Consider the following 20,461-nt stretch of genomic DNA (forward strand, 5'->3'; position numbering starts at 1 on the left):
TAGGTCCACCGTTCCAGATCCCGCGTAACGGCCGTGCTGGAAGGTGGTGTTGGGTCCACCCCTGTGGGGGTGCTGGGCCGCTGGCGGGCCGAGTGGGCCTTTCGTAGCGTCGTGCGCATGATGAATTCGACGAACGAACAACGAACTGGTACGAGCCGGCGGGCAGCATTGCGTGGGCTGGGACTCGCGGTGGGGGGCGTGGCTCTGGCCACCGGGCTGGGGACCTCGCCGGCCGCGGCGGACCCGCGTCGCGGGGTCACCACCTACGTGCTGGTGCACGGTACCCACAGCGCCGGAGCGTTCTGGACACCGATCGCGCGTGAGCTGACGCTGCGCGGCCACCGCGTGGTCATGGTGGACCAGCCGCGGCACGGCGCGGAGGCCTTCCTGCCGGAGTCGTATCAGCGGCAGGACCTCAAGGCGATGGCGGTCGAACCTTCCCCGCTGAAGGGCCTCGGGCTGGACGACTACGAGGCGCGCGTCACGGGCATCGTGCGGCGGGCGGCACGCAACGGCCCGGTGGTCCTGGTCGGGCACAGCCTGGGTGGCGTATCGGTCAGCCGTGTCGGCGATGCCGTCCCGCACCTGCTTCACCACATCTGCTACATGGCGGCCTTCTGCCCCAGCCGTGTCATGCCCACAGCGGATGTCTGCACGGAGGCCCCCGAGAACGCGAACGCTGTCAGCCCGGTCGAGCTGACGGTGGGTGACCCGGACCGGCTCGGTGTACTCCGACTGAACTTCAGGACTGGTGTAAGCCGTGAGCTGGCTCTCCTGAAGGAGATGATCTGCGCGGACTATCCCGACGCCGACTTCCGCCGGACACTGGCCGGCATGCAGACCGACGAACCCGTCGCCGCTTATGCGGGCCGAGCGGTCGGCCGGGCCGATAGCTGGGGACGCATTCCCCGCACCTACCTCCGTTTCGGCAAGGACCGGACGATCGCCACCGCACTCCAGGACAGAATGATCGCGGAAGCCGACGCGTTCACGCCTGAAAACAGCTTCCGCGTGCACGATTTCCCCGGGGCGTCACACGTCGGCCCGCTGGATCCCGTCCCGGTCGCGGAGGCCCTGGACAGGCTCGCAGCGTAGAGGTGCAGGGCGCTCGGAGTAGTCAGCAGGCCAAGAGCGTCTCTGCCTGCGAGCGCCGGAAGCCGGACGGCTCCTGGACGACCGGTTCGGCTCCAGCCCGCCCCGCCATCCGGCGCGGACCTCATGCCCGCGATGCCCTCGTTCATCGCCGGCGGGACAGCTGGACCGTCGCGGACTGGCTGGACCTTCTTGGACCATCCGGACTGGCCGGGGCTGGCCGGATCGGTCCCCGGACCGTCCTTTCCCCGTCCCGGCGGTTCACCGGGACGGGGAAAGGACGACGGGCCTTGGCCGGGGATCAGATGGTGGCGGTGTCGATCACGAAGCGGTAGCGCACGTCGCTGGCGAGCACCCGCTCGTATGCCTCGTTGATCTGGTCCGCACGGATCAGTTCGATCTCGGCGCCGAGGGAGTGCTGCGCGCAGAAGTCGAGCATCTCCTGCGTCTCGCGGATCCCGCCGATCCCGGAACCCGCCAGGGTCTTCCGGCCGCCGATGACGGAGAAGAGGTTCAGCGAGACCGGCTCCTCCGGTGCTCCGACGTTCACCATCGCGCCGTCCGTCTTGAGCAGCGCGAGGTACGCGTCCAGCGGCAGTGGTGCCGAGACGGTGGAGATGATCAGGTCGAAGGACCCCTTGAGCTGCTCGAACGTCTCGGGATCGCTGGTCGCGAAGTAGTGGTCGGCGCCCAGCTTCAGCCCGTCGTCCTTCTTGCGCAGCGTCTGGCTGAGCACGCTCACCTCGGCGCCGAGTGCGTGCGCGATCTTGACGCCCATGTGCCCGAGGCCGCCGAGGCCGACGATCGCGACCTTCTTGCCGGGGCCGGCCTTCCAGTGGGCGAGCGGGGAGTACGTGGTGATGCCGGCGCAGAGCAGCGGCGCCGCCTCGTCCAGGGCGATGCCCTCGGGTATGCGCAGGGTGTAGTTCTCGTCGACCACGATGTGGGTGGAGTACCCGCCGTAGGTGGGTTCGCCGTCCTTGCCGACGGCGTTGTACGTGCCGACGTTGCCCTCGGAGCAGTACTGCTCCAGACCGGCCAGGCAGTTCTCGCACTTGCGGCACGAGTCGACCATGCAGCCGACGCCGACGCGGTCGCCGACCTCGAACTTCGTCACGCCCGGACCGACCTCGGCGACGACGCCGGCGATCTCGTGGCCGGGCACCATCGGGAAGATGCCCTCGCCCCAGCCGTTGCGTGCCTGGTGGATGTCCGAGTGGCAGATCCCCGCGTACTTGATGTCGATCAGGACGTCGTGCTCGCCGACCGGGCGGCGCGGCACGGTCGTGCGCTCCAGCGCGGCCTCGGGGGCGGGGGCGGCGTATGCGGCGACGGTGGTGACAGTCATCCGGAAATGATCTCCTCAAAGGTGGGGTGGTTCTTCCACTGTGCCTCGTGCCCCGGCAAACACCCAGGTCCCAGCTGGGCCTACGCCTGCTGTGCGTACCACTGGCAGGGTCACGCTGACCGTCGTGCCGAACCCGGATACTGGGAGGTATGGACCAGCGTGCCGAACTCAGCGAATTCCTCCGCATCCGCCGTGCCCGGCTCAAGCCCGGGGACGTCGGCCTGCCGGACGTGGGGCGCGCCCGCAGGGTCCCGGGGCTGCGCCGGGAGGAGCTGGCGCAGCTCGCCGGGGTGTCCGTGGCGTACTACACACGCCTGGAGCAGGGGAACAGCGGGAACGTCTCCAGCGAGGTGCTGGACGCGATCGCCCGGGCCCTGCGCCTGTCGGACACCGAGCACGCACACCTCACGCATCTGGCGAACCCGAAGACCAAGAAGAAGCGGGCCGCGGCCGCCCGCCCACAGCGGCTGCGGGCGGAGCTCCAGCATCTGATCGATGCAATGGAGAGCGTGCCGGCGTACGTCCTGGGGATGCGGATGGAGATCCTGGCGTCGAACCGGATGGCGCGGGCGCTGCTCGGTGACGAGACCACGCTGCCACCCGAGGAACGGAACATGGCGCGGATCGTGTTCCTCGACCCGAACGCGCGAGAGCTGTACGTGGACTGGGAGTGCAAGGCCGTCGAGTTGGTGAGTGCGCTGCGGCTCTGCGCGGGCTGCTGGCCGGACGATCAGCAGCTGTCGGCGCTGGTGGGAGAGCTTTCGGTGAAGAGTGAGGAGTTCCGAACCCTGTGGGCCGCGCACACGGTTCAGGAGAAGGGGTTCGGCACGAAGCGGTTGCACCATCCGCTGGTGGGCGATCTGACCCTGGCGTACGAGACGCTGAAGTTGCCCGCCGATCAGGACATGTCCCTGATCACCTTCCACGCGGCGCCGGGCTCGGCGTCCGAGGAGTCGATGCGGCTGCTGGGCAGCTGGGGCCTGGACACGGGCCCCCGGCCCGTGAATCGCTGACCGACCCTCCCCTCACGACATCACTCAATCCTGTTTCAGGTATGGCGAGTTGGGGCGGTGTATGCCGGTGCGTCTTCGAACCAGCCGTCGTCCACGGATCATTGCCGCTGTCCGGCTCCGCGCCGAGGGCCACGGGAGCCGCGTGGAGGACATCGCCCGGCTCTCCCCGCTCAAGCACCGCAACCAACCTGAACCCGACCGGCGCTACAGCCTCACCGCCCCAACTCCGGCCGCCGGATCCTTGCGCCCGCTACGCGACCCGGACGCGCCGGTGCTGGACGAGGACGAGGACGGGGTCGGGGTCGGGGGCGGGGCCGGCAGGTGCTGCCGAGATCCGTACGACCGCGGTGCCCGCGATGACCGATGCCAGCAGTCCCAGCCTCACACCTGACGTGGCCCAGGTGGTTCGAGCGGTTCTTCCTGTGCCGGGTTCGGGCGCACCTCAGGAGCGGTCGAGGCGCGTCACGCCCGCGATGGTTTTCCGCCCCACCTCGACCGCGGCCTCGACACCCTCGGGGAGGTAGACGTCGACGCGCGAGCCGAAGCGGATCAGGCCGATGCGGTCCCCCTGCTCGACCTTCGTCCCCTGCGGGACGTATGGCACGATGCGCCGCGCCACGGTACCCGCGATCTGGACCATCTCGATGTCGCCGAGTTCGGTGTCGAAGTGCCAGACGACGCGCTCGTTGTTCTCGCTCTCCTTGTTGAACGCCGGGACGAAGCCGCCAGGGACATGTTCGACCGAGGTCACCGTCCCCGTCAGAGGCGCACGGTTGACGTGCACGTTGAGCGGGCTCATGAAGATCGCGACCCGGGTGCGCCCGTCCTTCCACGGCATGATGCTCTGCACGACGCCGTCGGCGGGGGAGATGACGCGGCCCTGAGCGATCTCGCGCTCGGGGTCGCGGAAGAACCACAGCATGCCGGCGGCGAGCACGGTGGCCGGCACCGCGACGGCCCGGGCGCGCTTCGAACGGTGGGCGCGGGCCAGGCTGACGACCGCCGTTGCGACGGTCGGCGCAAGCCAGGGCGAGGACCCGCGGGCGAGGCGAGCAGAAGAAGGAACAGGCACGCGTACTCCAGACAAGGGTTTCGAGGGGGTCCTCCCATGCTGGCAGGCATCACTGGTCCAGCAGTGCCACCACAGAGGGAAAGCTCAGCCGGCTCGGAGGATGATCAACAGGCGTCAGGTCATACCTCGAGCTGATAACGACGTAGACCAGCGGCGGTACGACGGTGACGAGCCGGACGGCGACTTTCATGACGTCAGGCGCAGTACGAGCGGTGCTCCGGCGGACTGGCAGTTCCTTGATGATGGTGAGGCCGGGGACGGATCTCAGGCTGTGAGGCCCGCGTCGCTGGCCAGGAGCGCGGCCTGGACACGGTTGGTGACGCCCAGGGCGGTCAGGATGCGGCTGACGTGGGATTTCACGGTGCTCTCCTGCATGCCGAGGGTCTTCGCGATGTCGGCGTTGGTGTCTCCCTGGGCAAGCAGCGCCAGGACGTCCCGTTCGCGTGGGGTGAGGGCTTCGATCCGTTTGTGCGCTCGGGTTGCCTGGGGGCGGCTCGTGTGGTGGTAGCGATCGATGAGACGGCGGGCGGCGGCGGGGTGGAGCATGGCGGATCCGGCCGCGACGAGGTGGACGCCTCGCAGGATTTCGGCAGGGTCGGTGTCTTTGAGGAGGAAGCCGTCCGCTCCGGCGGCCAGTGCGTCGTAGACGTACTCGTCGAGGTCGAACGTGGTCAGGGTGATGACTTTCGGCGGGTGGGGCAGGGCACGCAGGCGTTTGATGGCGGTGATGCCGTCCATGCGGGGCATGCGGACGTCGACCAGGGCGACATCGACGCGGTGGGCGGTTGCCTGCTCGATGGCGTGGAGACCGTCGGTGGCCTGGGCGACGACCTCGATGGTGTCGTCGCTGTCGAGGAGGTCGGTCAGCCCGAGGCGGACAAGTGCGTCGTCGTCGACGACCATGGCGCGGATCACGAATCGAGGCCGTTCTGTTCGGTGACGGGGTGGGGGATGCGGGCGGCCAGACGCCAGGTGCCGGCGCCGCTGGGCCCGGCGTTGAGGTGTCCGCCGAGTGCTTCGACGCGTTCGCGCAGACCGATCAGGCCGAAGCCGGAAGGAACCGGCGGAACGCCGGTCAGGCCGGTGCCGGGCGGGTTGGTGACCTCGACCAGGGTTGCCGGAGGCACATAGGTGATGCGAACGCCCACCGGCGCGTCGGGGGCGTGCTTGCGGGCGTTGGTCAGCGCCTCCTGCACCAGCCGGTAGACGGCCAGTCGGTGCGCGGCGGGCACCTGCGAGGGGCTGCCCTCCACGGTCACGTTGACGGTCTGGCCGGCCGACCGTGCCTGCTGGATCATTTCTTCGACGTTGCGCAGGACCGGTGCGGGCGTACGGGCGGCGGACACGGTCTCGGCCGTGTGCAGAGCGCCGAGTACGTCGCGCAGGTCGGTCAGGGCATCGGTCGACGCGGTGCGCAGCAGGCTGAGGCGTTCGATGACGGGATCGGGCAGCGTGTCCTTCTTGGTGGCCAGGATCCCGGTGTGCAGGGCGATCAGGCTGAGCCTGTGTGCGAGCACGTCGTGCATCTCCGCCGCGATGGCGGAACGTTCTGCCATCCGCGCGGCCTGCTGCCGCAGTTCCCGCTCGGTCCGCAGATGCTCCACCTGGGCGTGCAGTGCCTGGACCAGGCGCCGCCGGTTGCCCATCCACAGCCCGCTGATCAAGGCCAGCAGCAAGAAGAGCGTCGCGCCGTACTTCTGCGGGATCCACAACGAAGCGGCCGGGTGCAGGGCGGCGTTGCCGGCGAGCGCCAAGGCTGAGCAGAGCACGGCCATCCGAATGCGCCGTCGGTCGGCAAGGTCGAACAGGGCGATCAGGAACAACGGCAGCACGGGCCACCCCCACAGGCCCGTCGCCACCGTGGTGAGAGCTGGAGCGAGCCACCACAGCCTCCGGCCCGACAACAGAGCCAGCCCGCATGCCAGCACCGCCGCGCTGCGGACGGTGTCGTACCGGCCGCCGCTGGACGATGCCCCGTTCTGCACAGCAGCCAGGGTCAGCACCAGCACCAGTGCGTAGCGCCCGTACGTGGCCCATCTGCGGCTTCGTTCTCGATTCACCTGTGCACCGTAGGTAGACGGCCGCCGGTTCCACCGCCGACATTCGGCCCGGACGACCCCCTACTTTCGTAGGGGAAGGCGGTCGCACAACGTAGCGTCCGCAGGGAAGAGCCGGTCTTTAGCGTCGAAGACATGGACAACTGGAGCACCTCATACGACCGTGTCCTCGCGCAGCGCAACGCCGAGGGCTGGATGTTCCTTATCGAAGCCGCCCGCGACCTGCGCACCACCGGAGCCATCGCCCCCAGCAGCACAGCGCTCGCGCGCTTGCTCACCGACCCGGTCCAAGAGTACGGAATGCAGCCCCTGAATATCCTGGAGGCGGGCGCGGGCACCGGCTCGGTCACCCGCACCTTGATCCCCCGCCTCTCCCCGGGCAGCCGACTGGACATCGTCGAAGCCAATACGCGCTTCGCCGCCCAGCTTCGCCACCTCGTCCGCACCCATCCGGAGCTGGCCGGCGCGAGCGAACGGGTCCGTGTCCACCACACCCTGGTCGAGCAGCTCGACACCGATCGCTCCTACGACGTGATCGTCTCCGGCCTGCCGTTCACCAACTTCACCCCCGCCCAGGTCGACACGATCATGAGCCGCTACGTGGAGCTGCTCCACCCCGGCGGCACTCTCACCTACTTCGCCTACCGCGGCACCCGCTACGCCCGCGCCCTGGTGTCCTCCCGCGCCGAGTCCCGCCGCCACCGAGCCGTTGAAGAAGTCCTCGCCGACTACCAGCGCCGGTACGCCACCGGCTGCTGGACCGCGTGGTCCAACCTGCCCCCGGCCGACGTCTGGCAGCTGCGTCGCCCGGCCGACGCGTCCGTCCCGGCCGCGCCGGACATCCTGGCAGGGGCGGCACGATGAACATGCTGACCGGACTGATCACTCAGGTTCCGGCTCCGGCCGCCTACGCGATCCTGGCCGCCGCGGTGCTCGCCGAGTCCGTCCTGCTGATCGGCGCGTTCGTGCCCACCCTCACCCTGCTGCTGACCTCCGGCGCCCTGGCCCGCGTCGGCGACCTGAACCTCGTGCTGGTGATCGTCACCGCATCGAGCGCCGTCGTGGCGGGTGACGCGCTGGGCCACCGCACTGGGCACCTGCTGGGCGGCCGCCTGCGCACCGGGCGCTTCGGGCGGCGCGTCCCCTCCGCTGCCTGGCGGCGGGCTGAGGCACTCATGACCCGGCGCACAGGATGGGCCGTCCTGCTCTCCCGGTTCGTCCCCGTCGTGCGAACCCTGACCCCGCACCTTGCGGGGGCGGCCCGCCTGCCCTACCGCCGTATCGCCCCCTACAGCCTGCTTGCCGCACCATTGTGGGCCGGCGCCGAGGCCACGGCCGGGTACGCCGCAGCTCCTTCCTTCCAGCACGTCATTACGTACGGCGGCCCGGCCCTCGCAGGCGCCGTAGCAGTGATCGCGGCCATCTCCCTGGCCGCGCACAAGATCCGACGCGCTGCCTGCGGTCAAACGATCGCTTGACCGCAGGCGGTCGATGCGCCCAATGAACCTGCTCGATCCGGAGGTTCGCGGGGTCGAACCATGCGGTCCGCATCGGGGGTCGTGGACCGCCTCGCGGACGTCGGCGGGACCGTCGAACACCCCGAGGCCATCGAGGTGATCGGTGAGCCCGGAAGATCTTGGTAGATAAAGAACAAGCTGACGCCACCCGTCCGGGGCTGGTACCCGCAACCGCGCTCGGAGGTGATACCACGGGTGGTGGTACTACTTTCTTGCAGGTCGTACGGGCCGTCGCGGGCCGAAGGGACGAAGGGGGCATCCGCGTCATGAGTGCGGAGCGGAAGCGGCTGGACAGTGAGCGTGTCGGGGAGAACATCCTGACCGCGGCCATTGCTGTCTTCGCGGCGCAGGGGTGGGCGGGCTTCACCTTTGAGGCGGTCAGCCGTGCGTCCGGTGTCGGCAAGGCGAGCATCTACCGCCGTTACCGCACTCGCGAGGAACTGATGGGCGTCATCATCAACGCCCATACCTTCGACGGTCCTCGCGCCGCCTCGGGGGATGTCGCCAGGGACCTCCACCTGCTCGTCGAGGGGTACGCCGGGTGGCTGGACGGCCCCGAGGGGCGGCTCGCGCTGCGATTTCTCGTCGAGGATCGCCTGAACGCCGACTTCCGCGCCCTGTGGCTGTCCAGCCCCCGCTTCATCGAGTCGACACGCAGGCTGTATGACCTGATTGACGCAGCCAAAGAGAGTGGCGAGCTGCGGTACGACATGCCGACGGACGTGGTGCTGCACATGCTGCTCGGCGGGGTTGTCCAGCAGGTCGCGGCTTCGCGGGCCGAGAGTGGCACCGTCTTCACCACACCGGCTGGGCGCCGGTATCTGCGCGAACTGGTCGCCGGGGTACTGCGAGCCGCCCGCCCGTAATCGGTGTCCGGCCCGCCGACGCGCACAACGGGCGGGGAGTAGCTACGTCGTGCGCCTGCGCGCCGGATGATCCGGTGCGCAGGCCCATCGGTGCGGAAGGAACTCCCGCTCGCCTTGCCGTGAAACCGCAGCTCACAGAGCGGTTCACCCGCTGTGTCCGGTACCCGCACACACTCCACCGGCGCCACTAAGGACGAAATCCATCCTTGACGCACGTGTCGCGCAATGCCACAGTCGGCGATGGGACGAATTTCGTCCCTACCGATGTTTCGGCGAGCGAAGGAGCTCCACGGTGGCTGAAGAGTTCGAGGATCATGCGACCGGTCCGCTGGCGGGCATACGGGTGCTGGACCTCACGCAGGTGGTCATGGGCCCCTACGCGACCCAGCTTCTCGGTGATCTCGGTGCGGAGGTGATCACTATTGAACCGCCCCAGGGCGACCCGCTGCGGGCCATCGGGGCCGGCCGGGACGCCCAGTTGGGCGGGGCCTCGCTGAACATGCTGCGCAACAAGCGCAACGTGTCGCTCGACCTCAAGAACCCTGCGGGCATGGCCGTCTTCCGTCGACTCCTCGTCACCTGCGACGTGTTCGTCACGAACATGCGGCCCCGGCCGCTCGCCCGCCTGGGCATAGCGTACGAGGACCTCTCGGCGCTCAGGCCGGACCTCGTCTACTGCGAGGCGCACGGCTTCGCCTCGGACAGCTCGCGCGCCGACGAGCCGGCCTTCGATGACGCCATCCAGGCATCCGCGGGGATTGCCTCGATGATGGGAAAGCTGCACGGAGAACCGATGCTCGTGCCCACCATCCTCGCCGACAAGGTCGCTGGTCTGGCCATCGCCTACTCGGTCCTGGCGGCCCTCTACCACCGGTCGCAGACCGGTCTGGGACAGCGCGTCGAGGTTCCCATGCACGACACCATCGCCGCATTCGTCCTCGCCGAGCACGGTGCCGATGCCATCCAGGGACTCGGCGAACCCGGGTACGCCAGGATTCTCTCCCCGCAGCGCAGGCCGTACCCGACGGCCGACGGACACATCCTGCTGATCCCGTACAGCAAGAGGAACTGGGTGGACATGTTCGAGGCGGGCGGAATACCCGATGCGGCGAACGACCCCCGGCTCGACCGACGCGGTCACGCGCACCCGACACTACGACGAGCTGTACACGGAACTTTCCCAGATCGTCGCCCAGCACACCACCGCGTACTGGCGGGACTGGGCGCGTGCGCACAGCATCGCTTCCTCGGAGATCGAGACGCTGGAACACCTCGTCGAAGAGCTTCCGGTAGCCGTTCACCCGGTGGCCGGCGAATACCGTTCCATCCCGGCACCCGTACGGTTCTCCGTCAGCCCGCAGAACATACGGCGGCCCGCACCCCTCATCGGCGAGCACAACCGCGACGTATTCCGTGAGATCGGCTGCACCCCCGAGGAAATCGACGCCCTGGAGCGGTGCGGGGCACTCCACGGCGGTCCGAAGGTCGTCGCGTGAGCGCCCTGCGCGACCGGGCGTGCGTGGTGGGTGTCGGAGAGTCGGCCTACACGCGCGGTTCCGGCGTCAGCGACCTGGAGTTGATGCTGACCTCCTCGCGCCGTGCGATAGCCGACGCGGGCCTGCGTCCGCATGACATCGACGGGATCATGGCCCCGGTCATGGCGGTGAGCGCCGACGATCTCGCCTCGAACCTCGGGATCAGCGACCTGCGCTTCACCGGCCGCTCAATGATGGGGGGCGCGGCTGCGGTCGCCTCACTGCTCGGGGCCTCGCTCGCGGTGGCCGCAGGGGTGGCCCGTGCCGTACTGGTGCCGGCCGGTCTCAATCTCTACTCCCGTTTCCGCGCACGTACCGTCGCCGCCCGGCGGGACGTGGAATCCCCGCTGCCCGCCACCGTGCGGGACTTCTACCTCCCGGCGGGAGCGACCGCGCCGCCACAGTGGTACGCACTGATGGCCCAGCACCACATGGCGGAGTACGGGACGAGTCAGGAGGCGCTTGCCGCCGTCGCGCTCGCCTGCCGCCGACATGCACAGCTCAACAAGCGGGCTTACATGCACGGACGTCCGATGACGCTCGACGACTACTTCGCTTCCCCCGTCATAACGAGCCCGTACCGCCTGCTGGACTGCTGCCTGGAGACGGACGCGTCCGCGGCTGTGGTCGTCACCGCACCGGATCATCCGGCAGCCGCCAGACACCCGAGGGTCCACCTCTCCGGCGTGGCCGAAGGCCATCCCCATCCGGCCGACGACATCGCGGGCCGCGCCGATCCGCTGGCCGTCGGGCTGACGTCCGCCGCCCCGCGCGCATTCGAGATGGCCGGGGTGGGCCCCGAGGACGTCGACTTCGCTGAGATCTACGACTGCTTCACCTTCGAGGTACTCCAGCAACTGGAAGAAGCGGGCTTCTGCGCCCGTGGCGCCTCCGACGGCTTCGTCCGCGACGGCGCCATTGAGCTCGGTGGCCGGCTGCCTGTCAACACCCACGGCGGTCTGCTCTCCGAGGCGCACGTCATGGGGATGAGCCACGTCGTGGAGGCCGTACGGCAGCTGCGCGGCACCGCCGGGGACCGCCAGGTAGCGGGTGCAGGGGTCGGCGTGGTCACCGGCTGGGGCGATCTGGGCGACGGCAGCATCGCCGTTCTGCGCAACGAGAGGAGGGCCGTCCGATGAGCGACACGCCCCACTCGCGGCACGAGCCCACCGGGCGGACCGCGCCCCCCTTGCTCCCCGCCGTCGACGCCCTCACCGGCGCGTTCTACGACTGGCTCGCGCGCGGTGAGCTACGTGTGCAGCGCTGCCTGGACTGCGCGGTGCTCCGTCACGTGCCCCGCCACCTGTGCCCCGCCTGCGGCAGCGACGAGGCGGACTGGATGGCCTGTACGGGGCACGGTGTGCTCTTCTCGTGGACCACCACGCACCGGGCCCTGCACCCCGCTCACGCGCGCACCCCTTTCACCACGGCCGTCATCACCCTCGACGAGGGCCCCCGGCTTGTCGTCCCGCTTGTCGGTGCCCGCACGGAGGAGTTGCGCCCTGGCCTGCCCGTCCAGCTTGACCTGGCGGCCCGCCCCGAGTCCGGCAACACGGCAGACGGGATCGTCCTGCCCGTCTTCCGGCCGACGTCCCGGCACCGCTTCCCCCGCCCGGCCCCGTCCCCCGCAGGCCACCACCCGCACCAGAAAGGCTCATGACATGACTGTCCTCGAAGTGGAGAAGCAGGGCCCGATCGCGATCGTCACCCTCAACAGGCCTGCCCGGCGCAACTCCTTCACGCCGGAGATGCTCGTCCGGCTCGCCGACGCATGGGACGACATCGAGGCCGATCCGGCGATCCGGGTGGCCGTGTTGACCGGCGCCGGTGACGCGGCGTTCTGCTCCGGCGGCGACCTCGCCGAGCTGGTACCGCTCGCGACCGGCGCCCGTCCGCCGGAGAACGACTGGGACCACCGTTTCCTGGCGGACAGCCGCTCGATCCTGAACCGCGCGCTACTGCGCCGCACGGACTTCTACAAGCCGCTCATCGCCGCGATCACAGGCGACGCCTTCGCCGGCGGGACCGAGATAACTCTCAGCGCGGACATCAGGATCGCCTCCGAGACCGCCCGCTTCGCTCTGCCCGAGGTCCGCCGGGGCATCATCCCGAGCGGCGGCTCGCTGGCACGGCTGGCCCGGCAGATCGGGTGGACGGCCACGATGGAACTCATCCTGGTCGCCGAACCCATCACCGCCGCACACGCCCGCGAGGTCAGCCTCGTCAACCGCGTCGTGCCCCGCGATCAAGTCCTCGCCACCAGCTTGGAGTACGCCCAGCAGATCGCGCTCGGCGCGCCTTTCGCGCTGGCCAAGGCCAAGGAGGCAATTGTGCAGGGGAGTGGGCGAAGCCTCGACGAAGCGTTCCTGATCGAGGCGGGCTGCCAAGACCTCGTCATGGCCTCCGACGACGCCCGCGAGGGACCACTCGCCTTCGTCGAGAAGCGCGCACCCCGCTGGTCGGGCCGGTGATCCCGCAACCCATGCGAACCCGGGGCGGCAGCGCGTCACCCTGTGGTGCCCACAGTTAGAAACAGGAGCAGGAGAGATGGGACGCCTGACAGGCAAGCTCGCACTCGTGACCGGCGCTGCCAAAGGCAGGGGAGCCGCAACGTGTCCTCCACCGCCGGGCTGCGGCACGCTGTCGGAACGCCCAACACCGCCCACAACACCGCGAAGTTCGCCGTACGCGGCATGACGAAGGCGGCGGCCAAGCAGTACGGCAGGCACAACATCCGCGTGAACAGCCTCCGCCCCGGGCGGAGTGATCACCCCGATGATCCTCGACCTGTACGGGGAAGAGGCCATCAAGACGTCCGGCGCGACCACACCGCTCGGCTGCTACGCACAACTCTCCGAGGTGGCAGCGGTCGTCGCGTTCCTCGCCTCGGATGGCGCCTCCTCTGCCCACGGCGGCGAGATCGTAGTGGACGGCGGCAGCACAGCAGTCCGACTGGCAGCGCCCGGTCAGCTCGCGCGCGGTGGCGGGCGAACGAGCGCGAGTTGACCGACCGCCTTCTCTGACAACTCCTGCGAATGTCCCCCACGTCAGTGGGCCCGCAGTTGCGGGAAGGGCGGCGAGGTGGCGCCTGTAAGCACCTGCTCCCTCCTCGGTCAGACGCAGCCAGGTCCGTCGTCCGACTTCCGGGGACCCCAGAACTCCCAGCTCTCACTAAAGTAGAACGCGATCCCTATAGGCGCCGACGGTAAGGAGGGACACCGCTTCCCGCATGGGGTAAACACGTTGGACGGACGGTGGGTGTCCCGGTTCCTTTCCGCCGCTTTTGCCGCAGGCCGCCCGTAGCATCACAACGCCCTGCGCAGCAGCGGCAGTCGGCGTATCCCGGCGGCGAGCAGGAACGCTGCCGAAACGCCAGAGACCGACACCACCGTCCACGCGGTGGCTGCGGACAGTCCTCGCCCGGCGAGGTAGTACTGCAGGGTCACCACGAGCGGGAGGTGGATGATGTAGACGGCGTAGGCGGAGGCCGCCAGTTCCCTCGCGAGCCGCCAACTTCCGGTGACGAACTCGCGGAAAAGGATCAGTAGCCCGACACACAGCGCCACGCACAGAGTGCTTTCGTAAGTTGCCCACAAAGCGGAGGGGCCGTCGAGCCCGCCGGTCCCGAAGCAAGAGGCATCTGCGCCGAGGACGGCGAGCAGTCCCACCCCGGCCAGGCCGGCGCTCAGCCACACCCAGCCGGTGCGGGACTCGAACCGCCTCAGCCAGTCGTGCTGGTGGGCGATCACGCCGAGCGTGAAGAAGGCCGCGTACTGTGGCAACCGGGCGGGCTCGACCTGGAGGAAGTCCAGGACCGGCACCCAGGTGTCGAGCGGATACCGCAGCCGGACCAGGAACGTCGCGACAGTGATGCCGACGGTCAGCAGAAGCAGCGCCTGGTGCCCCGGCACCGGTGCTTCGACGCGGAGGCGGTGGCTGCCGCGTCGCCGCAGCAGCCGAGCCGCCTGACGGCACAGCACATACAAGATGCTGTAGGCGAGCAGGTTCTGGATGAACCACAGATGCCCGAACTGAAGGTCTGGCCACGAGGGTCCCGTCCAGTCGGCGGGCTTGTTCCCCAGCCCGAGGTAGACGTCGGTGAAGTAGCGCCCGAAGGAGACCCGGGGGTAGTCGCGATAGTGCACGTAGAAGGCGTACATCAGGCCCGGCACAATCGTCAGGGCACCGACGAGAACCGGGATGCCGAGCCGGAGTAACCGGCCCTTCACGAATGACCATCCCCCGCGCCGCTCGTACGAGCCGGGCACGAACACCGCGGACACGAAGAAGAACAGGCTCATGAAGAACGCGCCGTCCACTGCGGAGAGCGTAGCGAGTTCCTGGTTGCGGGGCTGGCCCTCGACGTACCACCAGTCGGAGGGGCCGTACGGCTGGGCGGCGTGATGGACGACGACCAGCACGGTCAGGACGATCCGGAGGTTGTCCAGCCAGGCGTGACGGAGTGCGGGCTGCGCCTTGGGAGGCGGGGCATCAGATGCGAGTGTGTACATGTGGTTAGCATCCTCAACACACGTACACATCGCACTGGGGTTAGCCCCCGCTCTCGCCCTCCAGGCAGCCGTACAACCCCTGCAACAGGAGGCGCTGATTGGCCCCGCTGCGCTGCGCCAGGATCTCCGGAGCGAACATCGGCTTGCCAAGGTTGGGTTGCATTACTCGCTCCAGCAGGAGCGGCCCCAGGACGAGGCAAAGCACTTGAAATGGCGCCCACTCCTCGTCCGAGGTCGGGCCCCCGCCGCCGTGCACTGTGGACAGCCGTTCCAACTCGGTGCTGGCGCCGCTCAGCAATCGCCCGAACACAGCCGCGCTCGCTTCGCTCTCCTCCAGCAGGACATGCCGCAGATACCCACGCAGCACTGGATCCGCCCCGAACAACCGGGCCGATACCTCACCGAGCGAATCCATCAGTCCGGCATTCGGATCCAGGTTTGCCAACTGCTGGGTGATCCGCCCCAGCACATGCTCATCAACAGCCGCGCGCAGCCCTTCCTTCGACCCGAAGTGTCGCGTCACCAGTGCGGGCGAAAGCCCTGCCGCAGCTGCCACTGCCCTCGTAGACGTTGCCTCGAACCCCCGCTCCGCGAACAACTCCAGCGCCGCCTCACGCAGTCGCGCCCGCCCCGTCAGATCACTCTTCTCCGTCGCTCGCATGTCTGCAGCGTAACCAGGCTGCCGCGGGTTGCCGCTGGGCTGAACTGACACGGGCGGGTAAGGGGAAAAAGGCGTGCGCCTGCAGTACCTCCTACCAGTGCTGGGCAGTGTCGCGGTCGTCCGTGGCAGGGCCGCTTGAATTGGGGGACCCGGATTGGTCAGCAGGTCCAACGGGAGGGCGCGGCGCCGGACGTAGGGAAGCGACCGGCAGTTGCCGATGGCGGGGTCGGGGTGCTGCAGGACGTCCCAGCCGGCGTTCGATGCCGGGTACTGGGCGGCGAGAGCGCGGGCCCGGGGCGCGGATGATGCCGCCCGTGACTGCGCCGCCCCGAAGTCGGCGTCCTCAGGCGTAGAACTGTGGGACGCCAACCCGGACCGGGCCATCGGCGACATCTGTGCATCGGCCGGCGACCCCATCACCCGGCAGGAATGGGAGCACTACCTGCCCGACAAACCGTACGAGCCGCCGTGCCCCGCCTCCTGAGAACACGTCGCGGTCACCGACTTTCTGGGTCACGATGCGCCCCGCTGGCTACGCTCAGCAGGGCGCACCCCGACGATCTGCCTGCCCGCGTCGTCTTCCCCGTCGTCGGGATCGCCTCCGCTCTCACCACGCTGCTGCCGTTCTTCGTGGCGATCCAGTCCCAGCCGAACAAGGCCGCCAGCGGCGCATCGCCGCGGCCGGGGCCCTGTCGCCGAGCCGTTCACGACGTTGCCCAGGACGGTGAAGCGTTCTGGGCAAGCGGCAGCGCTGTGCGAGGAGCGAACCAGGAAAGCCGCGTCGCTGCCAGACGTGCTCAGCCGGGCAGTCTAACGAGCCCCGTCTCATAGGCGGTGATCACGAGCTGAACCCGGTCCCGGGCATCCAGTTTGGTCAGCAGGTGTGACACGTGCGATTTGGCGGTGGCCACCGTGATGAAGAGGTCCTCCGCGATCTCGCTGTTCGACCGGCCGCGTCCGACCAGAGTCAGGACCTCCCGTTCCCGCTCGGTGATGCCCTCGGGCGAACGCGGTGAGCGCGCCGGGGCGCTCGCGGGGCGACCGGCGAACTCCGAGATCAGGCGGCGCGTGACGCCGGGCGCGATCAGCGCGTCGCCGGCGGCGACCACGCGGATCGCAGCGAGGATCTCGTCGAGCGCCATGTCCTTGACCACGAAGCCGCTGGCCCCGGCCCGCAGCGCGCCGTAGACGTGGTCGTCCTCGTCGAAGGTGGTCAGGATGAGGACGCGGGAGGTCGCAGGCCCGGCGGTGATCAGGCGCGTGGCCTCGATCCCGTCCATGCCCGGCATCCGGATGTCCATCACCACGACGTCGGGGTCGATGTCCCCGGCAAGCCGGACCGCCTCGGCGCCGGTGGCTGCCTCGCCAACGACCTCCAGGTCGGGGTTGTGGGCCATGAGCATGCGCAGCCCGGACCGCACCAAAGGTTGGTCGTCGACGAGCAGGACGCGTACGGGACCTCCGCTCATCGGGCCCCCACCGCAACTCCGACGGGCTCCGGCAGCGGGAGCCGCGCCGCCACGCGGAAACCGCCCTCGGGACGCGGCCCGGCACTGAAGCGGCCGTGCAGCAGGGCGACCCGCTCGCGCATGCCCACGATGCCGAAGCCGTGGGCCGGGTCCTCCCCGGCGCGCCCGTGCCCGTCGTTGACGATCTCCACCGACAGTTCCTCGTCCCCGTAGTCGACGGTCACCCGGCACCCCCCGGTGCCCGCGTGGCGGACCACGTTGGTCAGCGCCTCCTGGACGATACGGTAGGCCGACAAGTCGATGTCGGCCGGAAGCGGGCGCTGTTCTCCGCTGCGGCGCACCTCGACCCGCACTCCGGCGTCGGCCGTGGCCGCCGCCAGCCGTTCGAGGTCCGCGAGGCCGGGCGAAGGCGCGAGCGACGCCCGCCCCGAGACCTCCGTGTCCGGATCGGCCTGACGGAGCGCCACCACCGTGCGCCGAAGACCCGACAGGGCTTCCCTGCTGGTCACTTCGATGGCGCACAGCGCCTCTCGGGCCTCCTCGGGATGGGCCCGGATCACCCGGCTCCCCACCCCCGCCTGGATCGCGATGATGCCGATGCTGTGCGCCACCATGTCGTGCAACTCGCGGGCGATCCGTAGCCGTTCGGCGACGACGGCCTCTGACACCTCCTGCGTGCGCAACGCCACCGTGTGCTCCCGGCGTTCGCGGCTCAACTGGCCGGCGGTGCAGGCCGCGGCCATCGCCAGGACGGTGATCACCACGTTGCCGACCAAGTCGCTTCCGTGCGTGAACCCGCCGATCATCAGGAACTGGATGAGGAACGATCCGGCCGCGGCGAGGAACGAAACCCGCCGCGCGAGCGTGGCGACGATGAACCCCAGGGCGAGGTCCGCCGACAGGTACGCCAGGAAAAGGCTCCGGTACGCGTCCGAGAGGTCCGCGGGGGCGCCCGCCAGAACGACGGAGGATCCGAGCAGCGCCAGGCCCAGGGCCAGGAGCGGCGCTCGACGCAGGACGCCGACGAGCAGGGTCGCGGCGAGCATCGCCCCGAGGCCGTGGACCGTGCCCGAAGCCTGCGGTGCGCCTCCGATGAGCAGACCCACCGCGAGGAAGTACGAGACGCCCCCCGCCCAGGCCGCGAGGTGCGAGGGCGACGGGGCGGTCGGTATGTCGTTCATCCAGGGAGGCTATCCAGCCGTCACCGGCGCGGCATCGTCCCGTGGGATTACGCCCCCGGGACGATGCCGGCCCGACGATGGTCGCCCACGGCCCCATGACCGGACGGGGTTCCTCCCGGGAGTGTTGCTCCCGTGATCGAAGTCAACGAACTCACCAAGCGCTACGGCGCCAAGACCGCCGTCGACCACCTTTCCTTCGCCGTGCGGCCGGGCCATGTCACCGGATTCCTCGGCCCCAACGGAGCCGGCAAGACCACCACCCTGCGGCTGATCCTCGGGCTCGACGCGCCCACCGGCGGCTCCGCCTCCGTCAGCAGGGTCCCCTTCCGCAGCCACGCCCGGGGGCTGCGACACGTCGGTGCGCTCCTCGACGCCGGCCGGGTCCACGGCGGACGCACCGCCGATGCTCACCTGTCGGCCCTGGCACGCAGCAACGGGATCTCACCGCGTCGCGTGGAAGAGGTGCTGTCCGAAGTGGGCCTGGCCGAGGCGGCGAATCGCCGCATCGGCGGCTTCTCGCTCGGCATGAAGCAGCGGCTCGGGATCGCCACCGCCCTGCTCGGCGACCCGCCCGTGCTGATGTTCGACGAGCCCGTCAACGGCATGGACCCGGAAGGCGTGCTCTGGATGCGCCGCCTCTTCCGGCGCCTCGCAGCCGAGGGCCGCACGGTCTTCCTCTCCAGCCACCTCATGTCGGAGATGGAGAACACCGCCGACCGGCTCGTCGTCATCGGCCGGGGCCGGCTCATCGCCGACGAGTCGGTATGGGACTTCGCGGCCCGTAGAACGGGCCTCGGCGTCGTGGTGGGCACGCGGCAGGCCGCCGAGTTGGCCGCCGTACTGACCGCCGCAGGCGCGTCAGTCGACCCGGAGGGATCGCGGGGCGCCGAGAAGCTGGCCGTGACCGGGCTGCCCGCGGAGCGGATCGCGGCGCTCGCCTTCGAGCACCGGATCCTGCTGACCGAGCTGACCACACGAACCGCCTCGCTGGAGGAGGCCTTCATGGAACTCACCGCCGACAGCGTCGAATACCAGGCAGGACAGCCCCGATGACCTCGATCGCCTCTGCCCCCGCGACCACCTCGGCCGAGCCGCCCGCGCGGTTTCTCGATCTGCTCGCCTCCGAGTGGATCAAGATGCGGTCGCTGCGCTCCACCCCGTGGACCCTCGCACTCACGACTCTCTTCGTCATTGGATCCGCCGCGGTCTCGGCGCTGGCGGAGAACGACGACCTGCGCCGGATGAGTGCGGCCGCGCGGACCCACGACGGGTTCCATGTGTTCGCCGCGTTCCCCCCGGCCGGCTACATGACGCTGATGCTCGTTGCCGGGAGCGTCGGCGCCCTCACAGTGGTGAGCGAGTACAGCAGCGGCCTGATCGTCACCACCACCGTGGCCGTCCCCGCCCGCGGGGCGGTGACGGCGGCCAAGGCGGTCGTCACCGCCGCACTCTGGACCGCGCTCGGCACGGTCGTATCCACCGGTTCGTTCCTGGTATCCCAAGCCATCCTGAGCGACGAGCGGGCCGGAGTCCCGCTCAGCCATCCCGGAGTGCTCCGCGCGCTGATCGCGTCGGCCCTCCTGGCCCCGGTCTGCGCCCTGGTCGGCCTCGGCTTCGGAGCGCTGATCAGGCACAGCGCCGCCACCATGGTCACCACGGCCTCCGTCCTGGTGATGCTGCCGCCGATCTTCTCGCAGGGCGCGCGCTGGTCCGCCGCCGTCAACCACGCCATGCCGGCCGCGGCGTGGCGGCGCCTGGTGCAGACCTGGGAACCGGATCCCCACTCGCTCGGCTACGACGCCACCGTCCCCGGCTCCTGGGCCGTGTACGTCCTCTGGCCGCTGCTCGCGGTCGTCCTCGCGGTGGTCCTCGTACGACGCCGCGACGTGTGAACGCGCCGACGAGACGCGCATCTCGCGCCCGCGGAGGCACAGGGACAAGGCCCCCCCAAAGCTGGCCGCGGCCTCGATGAACGCCCCTCATGAACGCCCCTTTCCCGGAGCAGGAACAAGAAGAGTCGGCGGAAGCGGCCTGGATCGCGGATTCACTGTCACAACTCGTTCTTACTCAAAAGCGAAACCGGGCGGGTCCTGGAAACGGAAGCACTGGGAGATAGCCCGCAAACCGAACTCGCTGTCT

The 20,461-nt window shown here is 69.5% G+C and carries 21 protein-coding genes and 3 pseudogenes; 15 read left to right on the top strand and 9 right to left on the bottom strand.

What is annotated here, in order from left to right:
* Window positions 1-189: 189 nt before the first annotated feature.
* Complete coding sequence (locus tag ACFVJX_RS01590) at window positions 190-1,095, top strand: alpha/beta hydrolase (protein ID WP_384126797.1); 906 nt, start codon at window positions 190-192, stop codon at window positions 1,093-1,095.
* A 298-nt stretch (window positions 1,096-1,393) separates the two neighbouring features.
* Here ACFVJX_RS01590 and ACFVJX_RS01595 read toward each other — a convergent pair whose 3' ends face one another.
* Window positions 1,394-2,440, bottom strand: a complete 1,047-nt coding sequence (locus ACFVJX_RS01595; RefSeq protein WP_384126728.1) for an NAD(P)-dependent alcohol dehydrogenase — start codon at window positions 2,438-2,440, stop codon at window positions 1,394-1,396.
* A 149-nt stretch (window positions 2,441-2,589) separates the two neighbouring features.
* On the opposite strand from ACFVJX_RS01595, the gene ACFVJX_RS01600 reads away from it, so the two are divergent.
* Both ACFVJX_RS01600 and ACFVJX_RS01605 read left to right on the top strand, forming a co-directional pair.
* A complete protein-coding gene (locus ACFVJX_RS01600; RefSeq protein ID WP_384126729.1) occupies window positions 2,590-3,453 on the top strand; it encodes a helix-turn-helix domain-containing protein in 864 nt (287 codons plus the stop codon).
* 103 nt (window positions 3,454-3,556) lie between these two features.
* Window positions 3,557-3,745 (top strand): annotated as a pseudogene (locus tag ACFVJX_RS01605) (hypothetical protein); the annotation flags it as partial.
* Here ACFVJX_RS01605 and ACFVJX_RS01610 read toward each other — a convergent pair.
* The 4 genes from ACFVJX_RS01610 to ACFVJX_RS01625 all read right to left on the bottom strand — a co-directional run bounded on the left by ACFVJX_RS01610 (window position 3,704) and on the right by ACFVJX_RS01625 (window position 6,585).
* On the bottom strand, window positions 3,704-3,838 hold the full coding sequence (locus tag ACFVJX_RS01610) for a hypothetical protein (RefSeq protein ID WP_384126802.1): 135 nt from the start codon (window positions 3,836-3,838) through the stop codon (window positions 3,704-3,706). The pseudogene ACFVJX_RS01605 and the gene ACFVJX_RS01610 overlap by 42 nt on opposite strands.
* Before the next feature lie 57 nt (window positions 3,839-3,895).
* On the bottom strand, window positions 3,896-4,525 hold the full coding sequence (locus tag ACFVJX_RS01615; RefSeq protein WP_384126730.1) for a phosphatidylserine decarboxylase: 630 nt from the start codon (window positions 4,523-4,525) through the stop codon (window positions 3,896-3,898).
* Between the two features lie 264 nt (window positions 4,526-4,789).
* Window positions 4,790-5,440 carry a response regulator gene (locus ACFVJX_RS01620; RefSeq protein WP_384126732.1) on the bottom strand — a complete coding sequence of 217 codons (651 nt, stop codon included), beginning with the start codon at window positions 5,438-5,440 and terminating at the stop codon, window positions 4,790-4,792.
* Window positions 5,437-6,585, bottom strand: a complete 1,149-nt coding sequence (locus ACFVJX_RS01625; RefSeq protein ID WP_384126733.1) for a sensor histidine kinase — start codon at window positions 6,583-6,585, stop codon at window positions 5,437-5,439. The genes ACFVJX_RS01620 and ACFVJX_RS01625 overlap by 4 nt, the downstream gene beginning before the upstream one ends.
* A 132-nt stretch (window positions 6,586-6,717) precedes the next feature.
* Here ACFVJX_RS01625 and ACFVJX_RS01630 point away from each other — a divergent pair, with 132 nt between their 5' ends.
* The 10 genes and pseudogenes from ACFVJX_RS01630 to ACFVJX_RS01675 all read left to right on the top strand — a co-directional run bounded on the left by ACFVJX_RS01630 (window position 6,718) and on the right by ACFVJX_RS01675 (window position 13,506).
* Window positions 6,718-7,446, top strand: a complete 729-nt coding sequence (locus ACFVJX_RS01630; RefSeq protein WP_384126735.1) for a class I SAM-dependent methyltransferase — start codon at window positions 6,718-6,720, stop codon at window positions 7,444-7,446.
* Complete coding sequence (locus ACFVJX_RS01635) at window positions 7,443-8,060, top strand: DedA family protein (RefSeq protein ID WP_384126736.1); 618 nt, start codon at window positions 7,443-7,445, stop codon at window positions 8,058-8,060. The genes ACFVJX_RS01630 and ACFVJX_RS01635 overlap by 4 nt, the downstream gene beginning before the upstream one ends.
* A gap of 305 nt (window positions 8,061-8,365) precedes the next feature.
* Complete coding sequence (locus tag ACFVJX_RS01640; RefSeq protein ID WP_384126737.1) at window positions 8,366-8,965, top strand: TetR/AcrR family transcriptional regulator; 600 nt, start codon at window positions 8,366-8,368, stop codon at window positions 8,963-8,965.
* 292 nt (window positions 8,966-9,257) lie between these two features.
* Window positions 9,258-10,082: pseudogene (locus ACFVJX_RS01645) on the top strand (CaiB/BaiF CoA transferase family protein); the annotation flags it as partial.
* Window positions 10,069-10,461, top strand: coding sequence for a CoA transferase (locus tag ACFVJX_RS01650; RefSeq protein WP_384126799.1), 393 nt, complete (start codon window positions 10,069-10,071; stop codon window positions 10,459-10,461). The pseudogene ACFVJX_RS01645 and the gene ACFVJX_RS01650, both read left to right, overlap by 14 nt.
* Complete coding sequence (locus tag ACFVJX_RS01655) at window positions 10,458-11,639, top strand: lipid-transfer protein (protein ID WP_384126738.1); 1,182 nt, start codon at window positions 10,458-10,460, stop codon at window positions 11,637-11,639. Before ACFVJX_RS01650 ends, ACFVJX_RS01655 begins: the two co-directional genes overlap by 4 nt.
* Window positions 11,636-12,160, top strand: a complete 525-nt coding sequence (locus tag ACFVJX_RS01660) for a Zn-ribbon domain-containing OB-fold protein (protein WP_384126740.1) — start codon at window positions 11,636-11,638, stop codon at window positions 12,158-12,160. Before ACFVJX_RS01655 ends, ACFVJX_RS01660 begins: the two co-directional genes overlap by 4 nt.
* A gap of 1 nt (window position 12,161) precedes the next feature.
* A complete protein-coding gene (locus ACFVJX_RS01665; RefSeq protein ID WP_384126741.1) occupies window positions 12,162-12,971 on the top strand; it encodes an enoyl-CoA hydratase/isomerase family protein in 810 nt (269 codons plus the stop codon).
* 141 nt (window positions 12,972-13,112) lie between these two features.
* A pseudogene (locus ACFVJX_RS01670) lies at window positions 13,113-13,250 on the top strand (SDR family oxidoreductase); the annotation flags it as partial.
* A 13-nt stretch (window positions 13,251-13,263) separates the two neighbouring features.
* Window positions 13,264-13,506: an SDR family oxidoreductase gene (locus tag ACFVJX_RS01675; RefSeq protein ID WP_384126742.1), complete on the top strand. Its 243-nt coding sequence runs from the start codon at window positions 13,264-13,266 to the stop codon at window positions 13,504-13,506.
* Between the two features lie 299 nt (window positions 13,507-13,805).
* Here ACFVJX_RS01675 and ACFVJX_RS01680 read toward each other — a convergent pair whose 3' ends face one another.
* The 4 genes from ACFVJX_RS01680 to ACFVJX_RS01695 all read right to left on the bottom strand — a co-directional run bounded on the left by ACFVJX_RS01680 (window position 13,806) and on the right by ACFVJX_RS01695 (window position 18,322).
* A complete protein-coding gene (locus ACFVJX_RS01680) occupies window positions 13,806-15,011 on the bottom strand; it encodes an acyltransferase family protein (RefSeq protein ID WP_384126743.1) in 1,206 nt (401 codons plus the stop codon).
* A 40-nt stretch (window positions 15,012-15,051) separates the two neighbouring features.
* Window positions 15,052-15,672, bottom strand: a complete 621-nt coding sequence (locus tag ACFVJX_RS01685; RefSeq protein ID WP_384126745.1) for a TetR/AcrR family transcriptional regulator — start codon at window positions 15,670-15,672, stop codon at window positions 15,052-15,054.
* Window positions 15,673-16,469: 797 nt separating this feature from the next.
* Window positions 16,470-17,141, bottom strand: coding sequence for a response regulator (locus tag ACFVJX_RS01690; protein ID WP_384126746.1), 672 nt, complete (start codon window positions 17,139-17,141; stop codon window positions 16,470-16,472).
* Window positions 17,138-18,322 (bottom strand): sensor histidine kinase, encoded by a 1,185-nt coding sequence (locus tag ACFVJX_RS01695; protein WP_384126747.1) that lies wholly within the window; start codon window positions 18,320-18,322, stop codon window positions 17,138-17,140. The genes ACFVJX_RS01690 and ACFVJX_RS01695 overlap by 4 nt, the downstream gene beginning before the upstream one ends.
* Before the next feature lie 132 nt (window positions 18,323-18,454).
* On the opposite strand from ACFVJX_RS01695, the gene ACFVJX_RS01700 reads away from it, so the two are divergent.
* Together ACFVJX_RS01700 and ACFVJX_RS01705 are read left to right on the top strand one after the other, a co-directional pair.
* On the top strand, window positions 18,455-19,375 hold the full coding sequence (locus ACFVJX_RS01700) for an ATP-binding cassette domain-containing protein (protein WP_384126749.1): 921 nt from the start codon (window positions 18,455-18,457) through the stop codon (window positions 19,373-19,375).
* On the top strand, window positions 19,372-20,214 hold the full coding sequence (locus ACFVJX_RS01705) for an ABC transporter permease (RefSeq protein WP_384126751.1): 843 nt from the start codon (window positions 19,372-19,374) through the stop codon (window positions 20,212-20,214). Before ACFVJX_RS01700 ends, ACFVJX_RS01705 begins: the two co-directional genes overlap by 4 nt.
* Window positions 20,215-20,461: the final 247 nt, after the last annotated feature.

The sequence above is a fragment of the Streptomyces sp. NPDC127177 genome (assembly GCF_042672475.1).
Classification (GTDB): Bacteria; Actinomycetota; Actinomycetes; order Streptomycetales; family Streptomycetaceae; genus Streptomyces.

Coding starts and splice junctions, on each gene's coding strand:
- ACFVJX_RS01695 (WP_384126747.1), bottom strand. CDS start 18,322: ATGAACGACATACCGACCGCCCCGTCGCCCTCGCACCTCGCGGCCTGG.
- ACFVJX_RS01665 (WP_384126741.1), top strand. CDS start 12,162: ATGACTGTCCTCGAAGTGGAGAAGCAGGGCCCGATCGCGATCGTCACC.
- ACFVJX_RS01630 (WP_384126735.1), top strand. CDS start 6,718: ATGGACAACTGGAGCACCTCATACGACCGTGTCCTCGCGCAGCGCAAC.
- ACFVJX_RS01705 (WP_384126751.1), top strand. CDS start 19,372: ATGACCTCGATCGCCTCTGCCCCCGCGACCACCTCGGCCGAGCCGCCC.
- ACFVJX_RS01660 (WP_384126740.1), top strand. CDS start 11,636: ATGAGCGACACGCCCCACTCGCGGCACGAGCCCACCGGGCGGACCGCG.
- ACFVJX_RS01600 (WP_384126729.1), top strand. CDS start 2,590: ATGGACCAGCGTGCCGAACTCAGCGAATTCCTCCGCATCCGCCGTGCC.
- ACFVJX_RS01680 (WP_384126743.1), bottom strand. CDS start 15,011: ATGTACACACTCGCATCTGATGCCCCGCCTCCCAAGGCGCAGCCCGCA.
- ACFVJX_RS01685 (WP_384126745.1), bottom strand. CDS start 15,672: ATGCGAGCGACGGAGAAGAGTGATCTGACGGGGCGGGCGCGACTGCGT.
- ACFVJX_RS01595 (WP_384126728.1), bottom strand. CDS start 2,440: ATGACTGTCACCACCGTCGCCGCATACGCCGCCCCCGCCCCCGAGGCC.
- ACFVJX_RS01635 (WP_384126736.1), top strand. CDS start 7,443: ATGAACATGCTGACCGGACTGATCACTCAGGTTCCGGCTCCGGCCGCC.
- ACFVJX_RS01690 (WP_384126746.1), bottom strand. CDS start 17,141: ATGAGCGGAGGTCCCGTACGCGTCCTGCTCGTCGACGACCAACCTTTG.
- ACFVJX_RS01650 (WP_384126799.1), top strand. CDS start 10,069: ATGCGGCGAACGACCCCCGGCTCGACCGACGCGGTCACGCGCACCCGA.
- ACFVJX_RS01640 (WP_384126737.1), top strand. CDS start 8,366: ATGAGTGCGGAGCGGAAGCGGCTGGACAGTGAGCGTGTCGGGGAGAAC.